General features: G+C 68.2%; 19 protein-coding genes and 1 riboswitch. Of the genes, 14 read left to right on the forward strand and 5 right to left on the reverse strand.

Features of this window, described 5'->3' with window-relative positions; translation table 11 throughout:
• Positions 1 to 301: 301 nt before the first annotated feature.
• The gene (locus OIE69_RS43545; RefSeq protein ID WP_326581648.1) at positions 302 to 511 is read right to left on the reverse strand and encodes a hypothetical protein; all 210 of its coding nucleotides are present in this window, start codon (positions 509 to 511) and stop codon (positions 302 to 304) included.
• A gap of 117 nt (positions 512 to 628) precedes the next feature.
• Between OIE69_RS43545 and OIE69_RS43550 the strand changes: the two genes are divergently transcribed.
• A complete protein-coding gene (locus OIE69_RS43550) occupies positions 629 to 1,195 on the forward strand; it encodes a hypothetical protein (protein ID WP_326581649.1) in 567 nt (188 codons plus the stop codon).
• A 417-nt stretch (positions 1,196 to 1,612) separates the two neighbouring features.
• Here the strand turns inward: OIE69_RS43550 and OIE69_RS43555 are convergent, their stop codons facing one another.
• Positions 1,613 to 2,095 carry a DUF6233 domain-containing protein gene (locus OIE69_RS43555; RefSeq protein ID WP_326581650.1) on the reverse strand — a complete coding sequence of 161 codons (483 nt, stop codon included), beginning with the start codon at positions 2,093 to 2,095 and terminating at the stop codon, positions 1,613 to 1,615.
• Between the two features lie 340 nt (positions 2,096 to 2,435).
• On the opposite strand from OIE69_RS43555, the gene OIE69_RS43560 reads away from it, so the two are divergent.
• The 3 genes from OIE69_RS43560 to OIE69_RS43570 all read left to right on the forward strand — a co-directional run bounded on the left by OIE69_RS43560 (position 2,436) and on the right by OIE69_RS43570 (position 4,085).
• Positions 2,436 to 2,783, forward strand: coding sequence for a VOC family protein (locus tag OIE69_RS43560; RefSeq protein ID WP_326581651.1), 348 nt, complete (start codon positions 2,436 to 2,438; stop codon positions 2,781 to 2,783).
• A 97-nt stretch (positions 2,784 to 2,880) separates the two neighbouring features.
• Positions 2,881 to 3,747, forward strand: coding sequence for a MerR family transcriptional regulator (locus OIE69_RS43565; protein ID WP_326581652.1), 867 nt, complete (start codon positions 2,881 to 2,883; stop codon positions 3,745 to 3,747).
• Between the two features lie 134 nt (positions 3,748 to 3,881).
• Complete coding sequence (locus OIE69_RS43570; protein ID WP_326581653.1) at positions 3,882 to 4,085, forward strand: cold-shock protein; 204 nt, start codon at positions 3,882 to 3,884, stop codon at positions 4,083 to 4,085.
• 154 nt (positions 4,086 to 4,239) lie between these two features.
• Here the strand turns inward: OIE69_RS43570 and OIE69_RS43575 are convergent, their stop codons facing one another.
• Positions 4,240 to 4,401, reverse strand: a complete 162-nt coding sequence (locus tag OIE69_RS43575) for a hypothetical protein (protein ID WP_326581654.1) — start codon at positions 4,399 to 4,401, stop codon at positions 4,240 to 4,242.
• A 236-nt stretch (positions 4,402 to 4,637) separates the two neighbouring features.
• On the opposite strand from OIE69_RS43575, the gene ku reads away from it, so the two are divergent.
• The 3 genes from ku to OIE69_RS43590 all read left to right on the forward strand — a co-directional run bounded on the left by ku (position 4,638) and on the right by OIE69_RS43590 (position 7,504).
• Positions 4,638 to 5,453 (forward strand): non-homologous end joining protein Ku, encoded by an 816-nt coding sequence (gene ku / locus OIE69_RS43580; RefSeq protein ID WP_326581655.1) that lies wholly within the window; start codon positions 4,638 to 4,640, stop codon positions 5,451 to 5,453.
• Between the two features lie 191 nt (positions 5,454 to 5,644).
• Entirely contained in the window at positions 5,645 to 6,409 is a 765-nt protein-coding gene (locus tag OIE69_RS43585; protein WP_326581656.1) for a hypothetical protein, read from the forward strand.
• A 459-nt stretch (positions 6,410 to 6,868) separates the two neighbouring features.
• Positions 6,869 to 7,504 carry an endonuclease domain-containing protein gene (locus OIE69_RS43590; protein ID WP_326581657.1) on the forward strand — a complete coding sequence of 212 codons (636 nt, stop codon included), beginning with the start codon at positions 6,869 to 6,871 and terminating at the stop codon, positions 7,502 to 7,504.
• On the opposite strand, the gene OIE69_RS43595 is transcribed toward OIE69_RS43590, so the two are convergent.
• A complete protein-coding gene (locus OIE69_RS43595) occupies positions 7,458 to 8,189 on the reverse strand; it encodes an SOS response-associated peptidase (protein WP_326581658.1) in 732 nt (243 codons plus the stop codon). The two genes, OIE69_RS43590 and OIE69_RS43595, sit on opposite strands and share 47 nt — an antisense overlap.
• 160 nt (positions 8,190 to 8,349) lie before the next feature.
• Here OIE69_RS43595 and OIE69_RS43600 point away from each other — a divergent pair, with 160 nt between their 5' ends.
• From OIE69_RS43600 to OIE69_RS43615, 5 genes are all read left to right on the forward strand, one after another.
• A complete protein-coding gene (locus OIE69_RS43600) occupies positions 8,350 to 9,375 on the forward strand; it encodes a DNA polymerase Y family protein (RefSeq protein ID WP_326581659.1) in 1,026 nt (341 codons plus the stop codon).
• Positions 9,376 to 9,484: 109 nt separating this feature from the next.
• A complete protein-coding gene (locus tag OIE69_RS44915) occupies positions 9,485 to 10,012 on the forward strand; it encodes a DUF6233 domain-containing protein (protein WP_392567711.1) in 528 nt (175 codons plus the stop codon).
• Between the two features lie 14 nt (positions 10,013 to 10,026).
• Positions 10,027 to 10,518, forward strand: coding sequence for a hypothetical protein (locus OIE69_RS43605; RefSeq protein ID WP_326581660.1), 492 nt, complete (start codon positions 10,027 to 10,029; stop codon positions 10,516 to 10,518).
• Positions 10,519 to 10,654: 136 nt separating this feature from the next.
• On the forward strand, positions 10,655 to 11,902 hold the full coding sequence (locus OIE69_RS43610) for a 3'-5' exonuclease (RefSeq protein ID WP_326581661.1): 1,248 nt from the start codon (positions 10,655 to 10,657) through the stop codon (positions 11,900 to 11,902).
• A 152-nt stretch (positions 11,903 to 12,054) separates the two neighbouring features.
• Positions 12,055 to 12,176: riboswitch (SAM riboswitch) on the forward strand.
• Between the two features lie 3 nt (positions 12,177 to 12,179).
• The gene (locus OIE69_RS43615; RefSeq protein WP_326581662.1) at positions 12,180 to 12,458 is read left to right on the forward strand and encodes a hypothetical protein; all 279 of its coding nucleotides are present in this window, start codon (positions 12,180 to 12,182) and stop codon (positions 12,456 to 12,458) included.
• Between the two features lie 188 nt (positions 12,459 to 12,646).
• On the opposite strand, the gene OIE69_RS43620 is transcribed toward OIE69_RS43615, so the two are convergent.
• Positions 12,647 to 13,660, reverse strand: a complete 1,014-nt coding sequence (locus OIE69_RS43620) for a PIN domain-containing protein (protein WP_326581663.1) — start codon at positions 13,658 to 13,660, stop codon at positions 12,647 to 12,649.
• A gap of 322 nt (positions 13,661 to 13,982) precedes the next feature.
• Here OIE69_RS43620 and tap point away from each other — a divergent pair, with 322 nt between their 5' ends.
• Together tap and tpg are read left to right on the forward strand one after the other, a co-directional pair.
• Positions 13,983 to 16,142, forward strand: a complete 2,160-nt coding sequence (tap, locus tag OIE69_RS43625; protein ID WP_326581873.1) for a telomere-associated protein Tap — start codon at positions 13,983 to 13,985, stop codon at positions 16,140 to 16,142.
• A gap of 3 nt (positions 16,143 to 16,145) precedes the next feature.
• Positions 16,146 to 16,700: a telomere-protecting terminal protein Tpg gene (tpg, locus tag OIE69_RS43630; protein ID WP_326581664.1), complete on the forward strand. Its 555-nt coding sequence runs from the start codon at positions 16,146 to 16,148 to the stop codon at positions 16,698 to 16,700.
• The last annotated feature ends 123 nt before the right edge of the window (positions 16,701 to 16,823 follow it).

Genomic DNA, 16,823 nt, shown 5'->3' on the forward strand with positions numbered 1-16,823 from the left:
CACTCCTGCGGGACTGGCGGGAAGGTATGTCCCTGCACGTCCGTACTGGTGAAGCGGTGGCCCTGGCCGCAGGTGCATTCGCAGATGCCGCTGGCGAGGACTTTCTCGCCCGGGCTATGCATGCGGGTCGTCGCGTCCATCGTGACCTCCTCGCCGACCGGAGCCTGGGTGGAGCAGGCCCCGGCCTGCAGGGCGTGACCGCCGAGAGGGGGCGGCTCCCGGGGAACGAACCGCCCGGTCGGTGGGCGAAACGGGCGGCGGGTCGCCTTACCTGGGACGCGATGCCGAAACCCCCGTGCCTTCAGGTCGCGTCCAACTCCGGCGGCGCGACGACGCGCATGCGGCACCGGACTAGGCCGTCGGGTCGGTCGTCGAGCATGCTGCTCCCGTCGCCGGCGCGGGCCTCGATCCAGGCGCGGACGCGGGCGACCTGGTCGACGGGGCCTGTGAGGACGATGTCGACAGCGTCGCGGTCGGGCGGAGGGAAGAGGTCGTCTTCGACTGTGCTCATGGAATGTGAACGTTCGACGGGTGTGGGCCGGGCACGCGGGGGGCGGTGACCACTCGAAGGAGTGAGCGTGGGCGGCCGGGGTTGGCTGTGCCGCTCCCCCGCCATAGAGTCGAACGCATGAACGATTGGCGTGATGCAGTGGAGGCGCCGCCCTGGGAACCCGGGGAACCTCCTGCGTGCGTCGAACCCATCCCGGAGTACCCGCGGCAGCGTGTGCACTTCCAGCTCGACGGCCGGCTCTACCGGGCGGCGGTGATGGAGCGCCGCGAGCACGCGGACGGCCGGAAGGCCGTGCACCTGATGCTGTGGCCAACGCTGTCGGACGGCCAGCGGAAGGCGTGGTTCTGGTGGGACCCAGAGGTGTTCGAAGTGCGGGCGCCGGTAACCGCGCTCAGCCCGGTGGAGGGGCAGCTCCTCGATGGAGACGTGGTCCGCGTCCCCCGCGGCAAGGTGCCGCATGACCAAATCCCGAAATACGAGAGCTTCCAGCCCGGGCAGCAGCCACAGGTCCAGGTCCGTGTGGGCGGCCATTGGCACGATGGCGTCGTATGGCACAAAATCCGGTACCGGGACGGGCGGCACGCGGTCCAGGTGAAAGTGACGTTCCTCGAGGGAGACGGCTTCCGCGTCGTCTACTGGCGCACCTACTGGTGGAACCCAGACGCGATCCGCGTCGTGCCTTGATCGCTGGTTTCGGGCCACATGCGCCGCGGTGGCGGGCTGCCATGCGAACGGAGTGGCTCGGCGTCAGCGAGGGACCAGGACTACGACCTTCTGCTTCCAAGCGCGACGTCGTCTCTCATTCACCCCGTGCGCTTCGAAAAGATCGGGGCCGCGACCACGACGACGTTCGTCTTGCCCTCCGCCTCCAGGGCCGCCTTCCGATTCTCGGCGGCGCTGCCTCCGTAGGACACCACCGACGTGACGCGACCGCTCGGCCCGTCCCACTGCACCCTGAAGTTCTTAACCCCGCCACTTTCTCATCAGGGTGTGACAAGGCCCGGCCCGCGTTCCGAGCAGGCGGCCGTGATCATGGGCACTCGCCCCCAAGATGCGATCGACAGTTCGTGACGGCCGCCGGGTTATCCCCAGAGCACGCAGCTACTGCAGGACCGCAATCAGCGCTCGTTCCGGCCGACATACCGGGCACTGCGCAGCGTCAGGCTGTTGCAGCACCTCCCAGGCCCTATGCGGGTCTACCTCCTCCCGGCTGCTGCGTACGCTGCCGCAGTCGCCGCGGTGTACCAGGAGCTGCGGGCCCTCCTGGCCCGGCGCCTGGACGCGCCGCTCGACCAGCCACCGCGCGATGTGCCCGGCGCGCGTCGTCGGCACGAGGACGTAGTCCTCTCCCTCAATCGGGCTGCAGGTCGCGGATGGTGCCCAAAAGGACACCGGTGCTGGCACCGCCTTCATCACGCCGTGCACGTCGTTCTTCTCCAGCAACGTGATCACGACCTGGTACCACCACGAACCGTCGTGTTCTTGGCGCCGCTCCAGCACCATCGCGCGTAGGTCCTGACCGTCGGGCAGCCGGACTATCGCCCACGGCCCGACTCCGTCGCCGCTGTCATCTGCGCTGGTCACCGCCCTACGCTACCCGGCGACCTCCCGCAGTCCGGCAGGTTCGGCTCGGCTGTGGCGTGTCCGCCGGCGTTGTGGCGATCGGAAGGCCCGGGCAGGCCTCCGCCTCCCGCACCAGGGCGTCGCGTTCGATGTCGTCGACCGCCTCATACCGGTGGGCCTTCACCGTCACCCAGTCGACCAGGTATCCGCAGCGCGCGGCTGCACCAGGTGCCCTGCTGCTGCGCGCGAGTAGGTCGTCTCCCCGTTTGACTCTCCCGTTATGGGAGGGCTGAGGGTCGAGCGTATCGGCGGCCATGCACCGCTGACCTGCAGGAATCCCTCGAAGGTAAGGAGAAATGGCGTGGCTGTACAACTGCACGCAATCACGTTCGACTGCGTCGACCCCCAGGCGCTGGCGCGGTTCTGGGCCGCGGCCCTGGGCCAGGACGTCGACCCGTCGGACTACCCGGGCATCGTCACGATCGGCATGGGCCAAGGCAACCCCTTCTACGTCTTCCAGAAGCTCGACGCTCTGCCCTCCGGTCGGAACCGCGCTCACCCCGACTTCTCCACGGACGACTACGAGAGGGACTGTGCGCGCCTGGTTGGCCTCGGCGCGAGCGTCGTGGCCGAGGTGAAGGAGAACGGGATCCGGTTCACCACCTTCACCGACCCGGAGGGCAACAAGTTCGACCTCACTGACGAGTAGCCTGCCTCGTCACGCCCTGCTCGCGTCTGTCTCGCGGCGGGCGGGGCGTGGCGAAAGGACTCTCCCCAGGGGGAAGGAAGAGCAGAGGATGCCTGCCATGGGAACGGTCTTGCTGAGCATCGGCGACTTCGCGCGGATGACATACCTGAGCGTGAAGTCGCTGCGCCACTACCACGACATTGGGCTGCTGGAGCCAGCAGACGTCGACCCCGCGACCGGATACCGGCGGTACTCGCCGGACCAGGTTCCCCTGGCGCAGGTAGTCCGCCGCTTCCGGGATCTGGGAATGCCCTTGGAGGAACTTTCCGCAGTGGTGCACGCCCCTGACGTGGCCTCCCGTAAAGCGGTGATCTTGCAGCATCTGGAGAGGGTGGAGGAGCAGCTGCGCCAGACACAGGAGACGGTGACGTCGCTGCGTAATCTGCTGGACAATCCTCCGTCTCGGGTGCCGGTGGAGTTTCGTTCGACCCCGCCCACGGCTGTGTTGGCGGTTCGGGCCGTGCTGGATCAGGAGCTGGTGCCCCGGTGGCTGTCGCAGGCACTGGCTGAGATCCACGAGGCTATTGTCGCTTGCCCGCAGGTCGCGGCGGCTGGGTCAGAGGGGGCTCTGTACGCTCCCGCTTTGTTCGAGACTGAGCGCGGTGAGGTCACCGCCTTCGTGCCGGTAACCGGGGCGATGCAGACAGCGGTGGCAGGCCGTGTGGAGGCGTTGGTGTTGCCGGCCGCGGAGTATGCGGTCGCCGTCCACATCGGCCCTGCGCAGGACCTGGACCAGACGTTCGCCGCGCTGGGCACCTTCGTGGCCGAGCACGCCATCAGCGTCGAAGCGCCCCTGCGTGAGCACTATCTTCGCGGTGGGCTTGACGCCCGTACTGAGAGCAAGACGTACATCGAAGTCTGCTGGCCCGTCTTCCGCACCAGTGATGCCGGCGGGGGCCCGGTAAGCCTCACCCCTAGAGTCTGAAGACAGGCCAGCCGATGGGGGGATGCTGGCCTAGGCGTCGCATCGTCGGGTATGCATGGGCTGCGGCCCAGACGGGGGTCCGCCGGCGCGCCCTGCCGGAGCGCCGCATCAGCAGTATGTGAGGGACGAACACCGTGGCATCTGGCGTCGTGAAGTGGTTCAACTCGGAAAAGGGCTTCGGCTTCATCGCCCAGGACGGGGGCGGCCCGGACGTGTTCGCCCACTACTCCAACATCGCCGGCAACGGCTACCGCGAGTTGGTGGAGGGTGAGCACGTCAGCTTCGATGTGACGCAGGGGCAGAAGGGCCCGCAGGCGGAGAACATCGTCCGCGGCTGACTGTCTGCCGTCGGCGTGTCCGCATTTTGAGCGGGGTCGCCCTCTCCTGGAGGGCAACCCCGCTTTGCGTTTCCCTGGAAGCCGAGGCTGCTGACCGACGGGCCACTGGAGCAGGTGCGGTGCGGGAGCACGATCTCGCACCGCCGCTCAGGACCTATCGGCGACGCAACATCGCCCGCACCAGGGGAACCAGCTCTCGCAGTACGGAGGACACCTCCTCCGGACGGGCGCGGCGAATCGCGGTGAGCGCGATCGCGACGAAGCCAGCAGATACAACCGTGAGTACGACGACGCCACCGACAATGGCGTAGGACATGTGGGGCCGCATTCTTGAGAGAGCCAGTCACTGGGCCTGTCGGCCTAGTGAGGCTCTGCGTGGCAGGCGCACCGCACTCGTCCTCGCTGCTGCAGAGTTCTCTCAGCGAGGACCTTTGAACGGACGCTGAACCAAGGTAGCGCGCGAAACACGCAGCGAGTGGCAGGTCGTTCATTATTCGCCCGTTTGGGCTGGCCGGGGTGTGAATGCCATCCGCCCCAGGTCCGATGGAGTGCATGTCACCCGCCATCAGCCGCCTCGCGATCACCTTCGGACTCGTGTCGATTCCCGTGACGGTCCACTCGGTTATCGAGGAGCAAGGCGTGTCGCTGCACCAGGTCCACGCGGAGGACGGCGGACGCATCAAGCTCCGTCGCCGGTGTGAAGTCTGTGGCCGGGAGGTGCCCTTTCAGCAGGTCGCCCGCGGCTACACCGATCCTCACGGCCGGACGGTGGTGCTGACGGAGGACGATCTGGCCGACCTCCCGCTCCCCTCCATCAAGGCCGTCGACGTCGTGGCATTCGTCGACGCAGCGTCAGTGGATCCCCTGCAGCTGTCGCGCTCATACTTCCTAGGCTTCGACACTTCGGCGGCCAAGCCGTACGTTCTGTTGCGCGACGCGATGCGCGAGGCCGGTCGGGTCGCCATCACCAAGGTCACGATGCGCACTGGCAGCAAGGAGCAGCTGGCGTTGCTCCGGGTCAGGGATGATCTGCTGGTTCTCCAGACGATGAACTGGGCTGACGAGGTCCGGTCCGCCGAGGGCCTCGCGCCGGCTGCTGACGTCACTGTGCGGCCGCAGGAGGTGCAGATGGCCATGGGTCTGATGGACGCGCTCTCTGCCGACTTCGACCTGGCGGTGCTGCGCGACCGGTACCGCGATGCCATGACGGAGCTGGTGACCGCGAAGTTGGAGGGCGAGCCTCTACCGAAGACCGCTGGGGTGGCGCCGGCACCCGGGGACGTCGTCGACCTGATGGCGGCTCTGCAGGCCAGCATCGAAGCGCACCGGCACGAACCGGCGGAGGAGGAGGGACGCCCCGAGAAGTAGACGAGCTGAGCACACCGGACTGGTACGCTGCCGTTCGGCTAGACGCGTACTGCCTCCCGCCGTCTGCTCCCACGCAGCGGACGACCACGGGTGAAGGTCCCAGAGTGGCCCGCGTTCCCGTCGATCAGTGTGTGCATCGAGCAACGGGGCGGGCAGGGCGTGGGCGGATCCCGCCGGATTCCGAGGCCACGATGCCCAAGCACCTCAGCCGCGCGGCAGCCCTTGCCCGCCAGATCCACGCCGCCACCGGCATCATTCGGTACACCGACGCCTTGGCCCTGGTCACCCCGAACACGCGGTGGCTGTCTCTGGCCGCAGAGCTCCGTACGGCAGGCTGTTCCGAGGCCGCAAACAATCTCACGGGCATCGCCTACGTCTGCGCCGAGGCCGGCGCTTGGTTCGAGGCCTGCGGGCTGGTCGAGCAGGCGTTCAAGGAGAAGGACTACCCGAAAGTCCAGGAGATCGGTGACCCGTGTCTACAGGCCGCCGAGGCAGCGTTGCGGCGGGCCGGGTTCGAGTCAGCCACCTGGGACACCGATGCGGAGGCCTATCACGCAGCGTTCCTCGCCTTCTCTGCCGCGGGGACCGGAGTCGGCAATGGGCAGAGCTTGGCGCGTGCCGGGCTTCTTGTACTCGACTCCGACCCGCTGATGTGCTCGGACATCATCCGAACCCGCGGACGGGCCCCCTTCACTTACCGGACTGTGAACGCCCTCACCGGTCCCGACACGCCCGTGGCCGTGGCCGCCAGGAAGGCCGCCCGGTTCATGGCCGCAGCCTCCACGGTGGGGCACGGCGGAGACGAAGACTGGGATGAGGCTGCTGCGCTCATGGTGGAGGCCGCCTGGCACGCCTGCCTTGCCTCCGGCCGCATGCCGCTGCAGGGACTGCGCGGGTTCCGGCTCTACTTCAAGGACGTCATGCGCAGCCGGCACCGCGAGTTGGTCCGCGACTGAGAGGGCAGTTCGAGGTGGCCGCTCAGACCTGAGCGGCGTCGTTGCGCAGCTCCACACGGCGGGGTAGTCGTAGGGACGTAGCCGGCTGACCGTGTCCTGAGCGAGGGCGAAGCAGCCGGCTGCGTTGGTGCCGGTCGCGGTGCGAGCCGTCCTCAGTTCGTACCTGCACATCGACTCGCGGGGTGGCGTTGCTAGGGTCCGGGACGTGAGCGTTGAAGTGAGTTGGACGTGCCGGTGGTGCGACCGGGAAATCGACTGGTCGGCATGGTGGAGGCCTCGCGGCTACTGCTCTCGTTCTCACCGTTGGAAAGCTCGTGCCGCCTTCGTCCTCGACCTGTTCAGCTTCTGACCGTGGACCCGCAGCCAGACCGGCCGAGAGAGGCCCACCTTTACGTATGGACCCTCACGGCCTTGGCGTTCCCGCCGTCCAGCTCCCCGCGTGGGCGATCCTCCAAGGCCATGGCCTCAGCTCTTGCGCAAGTGACCCACTTTTTGCCGACTGTCCCGTGGGGCGCGGACTATCAGCGGCGTCCGATCGGTGGGCCGTCTCGATGTCAGTCTGCTGGTCGGCACTGGGGCTCCTTTCATGCCGAACCACCGCGCGCTCCGAGACGTCCCTGGCACGGGCCTTTGACGGAGATCTGGCCGTTTGAAGGTCGCGTTCCCCGCTGGTACGTGTGGTGGCGTCTGTTCGCCGAGCAAGACGGCCACTGCGCTACCTGCCCGGGCCCTGCAGAGGTCGTCGACCACAACCACCACAGTGGCCTGGTGCGCGGGCTTCTCTGCTACGACTGCAACCACACCGAATCTCTCCACGCCCGCGAGGTCGCACTCGGCATACACCGCGTCGACCGCTGCTGGTTTCAGGACTACTGGGACACCCCGCCCGGCAGAGCATTCGGCTGGTACTGGCCTCATGCGGCCCGATCCACGACCAGTTACGTCCTTCCCAGCCCTCCGCCATGGAGTACCCGCACGCCGGCGCCCCGCGCGTGCCGAAGCAGTTGCCCGGAGCGAACTCGGACCCTGCTCAGCGGAGGCGTGTTCGTCAGGCCTCGTCGAGGAGTTCCGGCCGGTTGTTCCGCACGTTGTTGACTTGCAAAGACACGGGCCGGGCCGACAGGCGACCGTCGGCAGGTGCGGTCAGAAGGGCGCGGAGTTCGTCGGGGTCCTGGTGCTCGGGGTCGAGCCAGGCGTCGTAGTCGGCGGCCGCGATGGTCAGCGGCATCCGGGGGTGGACCCGGCCGGCGGCGTCGGTGGCTTCGGTGGTGATGATCGTGCACGTGGCGAGCCAGGCGCCCGGGGCGTCGTCGCCGGCGACCTCCTTGTTCCGCCACCATTCGTACAGTCCCGCGAAGGCCATGCCCTGGTCCCCCGCCTCGGGGCTGATGAAGTAGGGCTGCTTGTAGGCCTTCCGGTCCTCGGTGGCCGGGACCGGGACCCACTCGTAGAAGCCGTCGGCAGGCAGCAGGCAGCGTCGCCGGGTGAACGCGCGGCGGTAGGCCGGCTTCTCGTGGACGGTCTCCATCCGGGCGTTGATCATCTTGGATCCGATTGCCGGGTCCTTAGCCCAGGACGGGACCAAGCCCCATCGCAACGGACGCAGCTGCCGCTCCAGCGCCCCGGTCTCCCGGTCGACGCCTTCCAGAACCGACCACACCTGGTTGGTCGGGGCGACGTTCCAGTTCGGCGCCAGCAGGGTTTCCGGGTTCCATTCGGTGACCCGGAACTGTTGCGCCAGGTCCTCGGGGCGTCGGGCGGAGACGTAGCGACCGCACATGCCTACCAGCCTGCCACGTGAGCCTCCGGTGACCGCAGCAGGTCCGGTTCGGCGCTGTCACCTGCGCTTTCCCGCACCACCCTCCCGAGTGAAACGCGGCGCCAGCCATCGCCGACAAAATCGAACATGTGTACAGTGGAGTGGTGAGGAGGCGGTGACCATGGACGACGAGGCTGCCTGCGCCGAGCGCGGCGCGCATATCCTGCACGTGCGGATCATGGACCGCCGCGTCCCAGACACACCCTTCCGGGAGCTTCTGGCGCTGCTTGGGGATGTCACACCGGTGGTGCAACCCCTTCCGCCGGCCGCGGCGCTCGCCAACGTCCGGGGCGCCATGCGGTACTGGGACCGCACCCCGTACGAGCTCGCGCTGCGGATCCGCACCCGCGCCCTCGGGGTGATGGGCCTGCCCCTTCAGGTAGGGGTCGGGCCGACCTGGGCAGTAGCCGCAATGGCTTCCGCCCACCCCGGCCACGGTGGCATCCGCGTCATCCCCGACGACCACAAGGCGATGCGGGCCTTCCTCGATCCGCTGCCGGTCGCAGACCTATACGGGGTCGGCCCGGCGCAGGCCGCGACGCTTGACCGGTATGGGCTGCGTACGGTCGGCCAGGTGGCGCGCCTGCCGCTGGAGACGCTGCAGAGGGTCCTTGAAGGCCGTGTGCAGGCGCGGCTGGTCCATGAACGGGCCCGTGGCATCGACCTGAGGCCGGTGGTCGCGACCGCGTTGCCGCAGAGCATCAGCAGCCAGCGTTCCTTGGACGGCGACACGCTGGACCCAAACCTGGTCCACACCGAGATCCTCCACGCGGTGGTCGACGTCGCGCACCAGCTCCGTGAACGTGAGCAAGTGGCCCGCGTGCTCACCCTCGGGGTGGCGTTCGCCGGCGGCAGCAGCGTGAACCGCTCCCGGACGCTGACCGAGGCCACCGCTTACACCGACGACCTGCGCGCGGTGGCGGTCGAGGTGTTCGAGCGCATGGGACTGCAGCGGGCTCGCGTACGCGGAGTCTCGGTCCGTGTCGAGCAGCTGACCAGTGCCGACGATGCGCCGATGCAGCTCAGTCTCGACCCTCAGCGGGAGAACGGGCATCGCCTCGACCCCGTCGTCGACGCGGTGAACGCCCGGTTCGGGCCGGGCACCGTCACCTGGGCGCCGCTCGCCCACCGTCGCCGCAGCGCCTAGCCAGGCAGGCGACGTGTACGACGACCTTCCCAGCGATTCAGACGAGCTCCGTATCGTCGAAGGCCACCTGGTCCGCCAACTCGCCCGGATCCGCGAACAGCTCGACTCGATGGCCCCGCTGTACCCGGACCTGCCAGCCGATCCGCGCCGACTGAGCGTGCTCGAGGCGCACATCACTGGGCAGCTCCGCCGCGTGTGGGAGAACCTGTACGAAGTCGAGACAGGTGATCAGCCTTGGGCGTCTGGGCCTGCGCTCGGCTGGCGGCTGCAGCAGCTACCCACTGCAGTGAACCAAGCTCCGCGCCAGGTGCTGCACCGGGAGGACTGCTGGATCGACAGTGGCGACGCTCTCACTGCCGCGGAAGCCGTTGACTACGCGGGCCGGCCTCACGTTGAGCTATGCCGTCTGTGCCGCCCACGTCCGCTGCCGGGGCCCTTACCAAGCCGTAAGTCTGCCGCGTCGGCCGAAGGCAGCCGGCCAGCGTCCCTTCTCGGGCACTGCCGCGACCCAGGCCGAAGCTCTACCACCCGATATTCTCGCCATTGTCGTGAACCGTCGAGACCTACCGCGGCCGCGAGGTCCATCGGCAAACCCTCGCCCGCAAGGATGTCGGCAGGCGTGCGATCCGCGAGCTGAATGGAGAGAGCCTCATGGCCCGGCTTGTTCTCACCACTGACCACGTTCACGATCACGCGGCCGACTGGCGGGGGTTCGTCCCGCCTGATGAGAATGAGGAGAACCAGACCGCCGCCATCGTTGGCCTGGTGGCGCAGCTCTACGACGCAGTCCTTGACGACTGCCAACCGTGTCGGCAGGGGCTGCTGGCGCTCCTCGCAGAAGACCCTGCGACAACAGGCATTCTGGTTCACTGGGCGTGCCTGATCACTGCCGAGACATACGGTGACCTGCCCGAAGTTCTTGTGGAAGGTAGCGAGCCAGCCGACGCGCCTTTCCATCCTTCGGCACCGTTCCGGACCCTGGCCCAGGTGTACGAGGACAACTGGGGCACGCGGAGCGTTCACGAGGCAATGCGCTCCGCCTGCGCAGTGCGTTCGCCTCAACAGCGGCTGGAAGCAGCCGAGACTGCCCTGGAACTGGTCATCGGGCTCGCCAATGGGAACGTTGACTTTCTCTATCAGTGAGCCTTTCAGCGTTGCCTCTCCAGGGTGAGGATGACGCTGCCCCGATCGTCGCGAAGATCCTCGGCTAACGCCCGCACCGCGCTGTCAGTGGCATGCGTTCTGCTTGCTGTACGACCGCCCACGCCCGGAGGTACCCGTGACTGCGCCCGCGACCACTACGGACGAGCCGCCCGTCTACAAGGCGGACGAGGTCCCCGAAGGCCTGCGCACCATGACGCAGCTCAAGGCGGACCGGCTCAAGCCCACCGAGGGCCAGCAGCCTGTCGGCTACCTGCGGAAGTACCGGCGTGGTCACGGCTGGGGCCAGTTCCCGCTGTACCACCCGGCCGAGGCGGCGCCGATGAAGCCCCTCTCCGAGAAGCAGCAGGCAGCAAAGGACCAGCGGCGGACCTGCCCGCGGTGCGGCGTCGTCGGCAAGCACATCGTCTACGACGGTGCATGCAGGACCTGCCGAGAGGCCGACGAACAGGCTAGCCGCGAGCTCCAAGCTCGCACCTGCGTGTGGTGCCGCCGCGTGTCGCTCGCCGCGCACGCCGAGGAGCGCCACGGCGCCTGTGAGCCCTGCTGGATTCGTCGCGCCATCACGCGACAGCTCGAGGCCGAACGACGCGCCGTATGGGCCCGTACGTGCCCACACCGGGACTGCAGCAAGGTCACGGCTACCGACGAGGAGATCGCCGCCGTGCGCGCCGCTGGGGACCACTGGGTGCCGCGCTGGTGCCCGCCCTGCCGCGAGGCCGACGAGCTGAAGCGCGCGGAACGCCAGCGCGCCTACGAGGAGCTGCGGGCCCGTGCCGCGGAGGCACGCCGCCGGCAGGTCGCCGACCTTGAGGCGTGGGCCCGCGCAGCGCTGGCCGACCCGGACGTGACCGTGCTGGACACCGAGACGACCGGCCTCGACGACGAAGCGCGGATCGTCGACCTCGGCGTCACCACGACCGCCGGCGACGCTCTCCTCGACACCCTCGTCGACCCGGGCCAGCCGATCCCCGTCGACGCGACCGATGTTCACGGCGTTACCGACGCCATGGTCCAGGGGGCGCCCACCTTCGGGGCGGTGCTCGACATGCTGACCGCAGTCCTCGCTGGGAAGCGCTGCCTGATCTACAACGCCCCGTACGACCGCGGGCGCCTGCGCCACGAACTGGCCGAGCACTACCGCCACGCCGGTCACGCCGACCCGGCCGCCGCGGCGCAGGCCTGGCTGGACACGGTGCGGTTCGAGGACGTGATGGAGCGCTACTCGGACTGGTACGGCGAAGAGGACTTCGACCACGGCGGGTACCGGTGGCAGCCGCTGTACGGCGGCGACCACCGCGCGGTCTCGGACTGCCGCGCGGTGGGTGACCGCCTGCGAGACATGGCCCGCGGCATGGACGAGTAGCCCGAGGGCTCAGCGGTCGGGGGATCTCAGCTGGTACGGCTGGGCGCGGTCGTCCCCGCCGACGCAGCGCCGTCGAAGCCCTGTCGAGCGAAGGTTGTTTAGACCCCTGCAGGTGGGTATCTTGCTCATGCGCGAGTGAGGGTGCTCGCGATGTTCCACCAGAGGGGTAGAGGGAACGGCCCGTTGAAGCCCCGGCAACCCTCCCGCCGACCGTGAGGTCCAGGTGGGGAAGGTGCCAATTCCGACTCGCGGCGAACCCGTCGCGAGGTGCCGCTTTATGGCGACGGATGGTGCCTTCGCGATGCTTCAAGACATCTTCTCGTGGATCTCTTCTCGCACGATCGTCCCCCTGTGCCTCGTGCTGTGCGCTCTCGTAGGCATGGCACCGCTCCTGGTCGTCGCTGTGGGCTTGCTGCCCGCCTGGCTGACGTGGCCATGGATGGCCGACGAAAGGCAGAAGAACACGCTGGCGTTGATTCAAGCGCTGGCAAAGTGGTCGACGGGCCTTCTGGCGGCGGCTGCACGAGGGTTCAGCGGGAAGGGTCCAAGGCAGTGATTCCCGTAGTGGCCTGCCCTCGAACGTGACCCCTACGTGCGGCACTTCCGTGTCAAGTGAGGTGCAGCGAGTACGGCTGACCATCCGACGCTGCCTGGTTGGGGTGCTGCGTCCCACCGAAGGTTCAGCAATTCACATCGAGGGGTAAGTGAGTGCACGTGGGCGCCCTGGACTACGGCGCTGTCCAGCTACCGGCCGCCGAGGCGGCCGACCTGCCAGTGCCCCCGGCCCGTGACATCCACGAACATTGCGTGGGCGGTCAGCACGTCCAGTACGGCCGCCATCCGCTCGGTGTGCCCGACACCGGGGATGGCTTCGCCCAGGCGGTCCACGATCATCTTTCGGGTCAGGGGCTGCCGGGAGCTGACCAGCGTCCGGGCAACCCGGTGCAGCAGCGTGTCCCCGGGCGTTCCCAACTCCGCCTGCCGCCACCGGTCCTCACCGCGGGCGTGCCGCTCGGTGAGTGCGTCCACCTGCGTCGAGACCTGCTCCAGCACCACGCGCGCCGCCCGTTGCCGCTGCGAGGGGACTCCCGGGCGCTTCCGCCGCCGCCAGCAGTACAGTGCCCCGGCCGCTGCCGCGCCCACCGCCGCCGCGACCGCCAGCCGCATAGGATCTTTTCTGAACTCCACCGCCGCGCGAACCAGGCTGCTGGTGAGGACCAGCAGGGCTTCGGCCTGCCGCTCCAGGTCAGCCATCCGGCCCTCCGTCACCCCGACGTCCCCCAGGGCGGCGCGTAGGTCCGCCCAGTCGCCGACCACGAGCCCGCTATCGACCAGGTCGGCGTCGGTCCCGAGGGTGACCGCCGGGGCGATCACCCCGGCCAGCAGCAGCATCGGCACATCGGAAGCATCACGTTCGGCAAGAACCTGAGCCTGCGGGGTCATCGGCAAGCCAGCGCTGTCCACGACGTATAGGACGGGCGCGTACCGCGACTGCCATAGCTCCAGTGCCCGCCCCAGGTCGAACCGGCCGCCCTCGTGGTGCCGGTCGGCCAGCACCCGCGGCACTTCCTCCCACACGTGGATCGGGATCAGGCACCGCACCGTTCCGGCCCGCGCTCCGGCGACGAACGACGACGGGGCCGGCCGCCGGGTGGCCGCGATGATGTCCGTGGTCAGTACGGAGGTGTCCAGCAGCGCGCGGCGCAGCGGCTCGGGCTGGTACAGGGTGCGTCGGCCGGACGGCGCGAACTCGTTCATCCGCGCATCGTAGTGCGGGCGTTGACCAGCCGGTACGGGATTTCGGTGCCCTGCGCGGGGTGAGCTGACCGCACCGGAGACCACTGAGTCCTGCGCTAGGACCGGTCATCGCGCGCTCAGCTTCGCGCGAAGGACCTCTTCGGTCCGACCTTGGGTGAGAACGCTCAGCCTTCGTCGCGAAGGGACACGAATGGGCTCCGCATCGTGGCAGTTCAAGGCGATCAATGATCACCAATGTGCGTTTCGATACCCGATCAGATATCTGATTCGGGACTCGATCCGATGTGCTATTGGGATAGGATTGGTGCAGGAGGTGGAGGAAGTGTCCACGGAAAACGAGTTGTTCAATGCGGTCGATTCGCTCCTGCAGCAGGTCGACAGGGGAGATCTGCCTGCCCCTGCAGAGCGTCGGCGGCTCCGCGAGGAAGCTGGGCTGACGCAGCAGCAGATTGCGCAGGCGCTGGCGACCCGCACGCAGTCGGTAGGAGACTGGGAGGCAGGCCGCAGAGAACCGCGGCCGCCGAAGCGGGACGCCTACGCGCGACTGCTGGAGGGCCTGGCCGCACGGTTCCCGGCCCCAGCCGAGACCGCGGAACCGGTGGCGGCGCCAGTCCCGGAAACGTTCACCACCCCGACGGCGCCCGAACAGGTTCCCCCCGCTCCACGCCTAGAGCGACCGACAGAAGTAGCGGCTACGCCCGCACCTCGTGTTCCGGCACCCTCCACATCGCGACGCCCCGGTGCGCAGAAGGCGGCGCAAGCCTCTTCCAGTGCAACACGCAGAAGTGCCGGGGACTTCGTCAACGGGCCGCTGGCTGTGATCGACGTCGGCTCCGACGGGAAGGTGTCGGCCTACTGCGTGGGCGGCCTGGTCCTCGACGTCCCCGCCAAGTCGCTGATGTCCCTGGTGCAGTGGACCCTGAGCGAGGCGAAGCTCGGCGCTGCGCGACTGAACGCGAACGGCAAGGACGCCGACCCCCTGGTAGTCCTCACCGACGCCGCCGCCGAACGATTCGGCCTGCCGACCCGCCTCTCGGATGAGGAACGTCGTGCTGGGCGTCTCCCTGAGGGGCACAAGATCGTGAAGCAAGTGGCCCAGACGGACTATCGGCTGACGAAGCGCGGTTTCGGGCCCTGGGCCCGGATCTACCGGCCAGCTGAAGGCAACAAGCGCTTTTGTGTCCAGCTGTGCATCCTCGGATGGGACGCTCTCGACTCCCGATCGTGGGGTAACGCGGCCCTCCTGGAACCGCCTGCGCTGGCTCACCTGCTCGGGGTGTACGCATCTCGGGTGATGACGCCGCGGGGGTCGACGGCTGTGATCGGCCAGGAGCTCATGACAGCCATGCGTCCGCCGACCCGAGCGGTCGAAGGCGAGCAGAGCGGGGAGTGGGTCTCTGGCCACAACCCTGGCTCCCTGGGAAGCGAGCCGGTCGAGGCGGCACCTCCGGAGGTTCCCGACGGGCACCCGCTGCTCGCGCATCTCCCACGCTTCTATCAGCGGACCCCCGCTGAGGTTTTGATCGAGGAGGCGTACGACTGGTCGCGGCCGCTGACCGATGCAGAGTGTCGAAAGCGTTTCGTGGTGGGCATCGATGTGAACATGGCCTTCGCCGCCGGCGCCAACGGCACGTACGTCGGTCTCGGTGCGCCCGTACACGTCCATAAGCCCAAATTCGACAAGGCGCTTCCGGGCTCCTGGCTGGTCGACCTGTCGCACATCGAACTGGACCCGCGCCTGCCGTCGCCGTTCACGCCCCATGGGGAGCGTCCCGAGGGCCCGGCCTGGTACGCGACTCCCACCGTTGCGTACGCCGTCGAACTCGGCTACGACGTCCACCCCATCGAGGCCTATGTGCGCCCGGAGAACGGCCGGTACCTGGATGACTGGTACAAGCGGCTGCGCAACGCCTATGTCGCCACCATGGCCGACCTCGGCGTCACCGCCTCCATGAGCCCTGAAGCGTTCCTCGAGGCCATGGCGGTCCACAAGCAGGCCAATCCGGAGATGGCGATCGTGCTGTCGGCCGTAAAGGCGACGGTCAAGGGCGGCATCGGCAAGCTCCGCGAGCGGCCGCACGGCGGTGGATGGCGCCCCGGGGAGCCATGGAACGCGCTGAAGCGCCCGACCTGGCGCCCAGACATCCGTGCCGCAGTCATCGCCACGACTCGGATCAACATGCACCGCAAGATGCTGAACCTCGCCAACGCCACCGGCCAGTTCCCGGTGGCGGTGCTCTCGGACTGCGCGGTCTACCCCTCGGACGGGCAGAGCCCGCTGGACGTGCTGCCCTACACCCCGGATGGCAAAACGGTGCCTGGCAGCTTCCGGCTCGGCGTGAGCCCGGGAATGGTCAAGCACGAGGGCACGCAAAGCACCTTCTGGGCTGAGAGCCAGCGGGAAGAGTACGGAGCCGACCTCAACCTCGCCCGCTACATCAAGGACGGCGTCGTGTCCCCGGCGAAGGACGGAGAGGAGTGACCCATGGGCATGATCGGTGACAGCCTCGACCGCGCCCTGCACGGCACCTTCACCCAGCCCATCCCCAAGAGCGGCCCGGCCCAGATGCGCTACCTGGTCAAGCAACTCAAGGGCACCAAGCGCGTTGCCGACGCCCTGGCGATCTCGCAGCGAACGGTAGAACGGTACGTCAGGAACCAGATCAAGCGGCCCCGCGCCGAGTTGGCTGCGCGTCTGGAAAGCGAAGTGAAGAAGCGCTGGCAGCCGCAGGTCCGTGCGCGGGCGAAGCGAGCCGCGACCACTACCGGCGGCATCGTCATCGACACACGAGCACGCTTCGGCTTCACCGCGGCTCCCGGGTCCACTGACGACGCCAGGCTCCGCTTGATCACGCAGGCTCTGCCGCCGACGTACGCGGCTCGCCTCTTCGACGCTCACGATGCCGGCGCCAACGAAGCTCAACTGCAGGCGATCGCTGCTGAGGGCCTGCAGGAGATCTACTTCAAGGACCGAGGCCGCCGCGCCGCCGGACTGGCAGTGGAGTTCACCGACATCGACTACCTCGACTTCGAGCTGTAGAGCTGTTGCCATGAGCGCAAAATCAAACCTAGGTTCTATTTATTGGATCGGTCCGCGCCGTGAAGGGACCGATGGTTGGATGTCGGTGTCCGGCGACGTCACGCCTCGTTGGACGGATAGCAG

The sequence above is a fragment of the Actinacidiphila glaucinigra genome, from assembly GCF_035918135.1.
Taxonomy (GTDB): domain Bacteria; phylum Actinomycetota; class Actinomycetes; order Streptomycetales; family Streptomycetaceae; genus Actinacidiphila; species Actinacidiphila glaucinigra.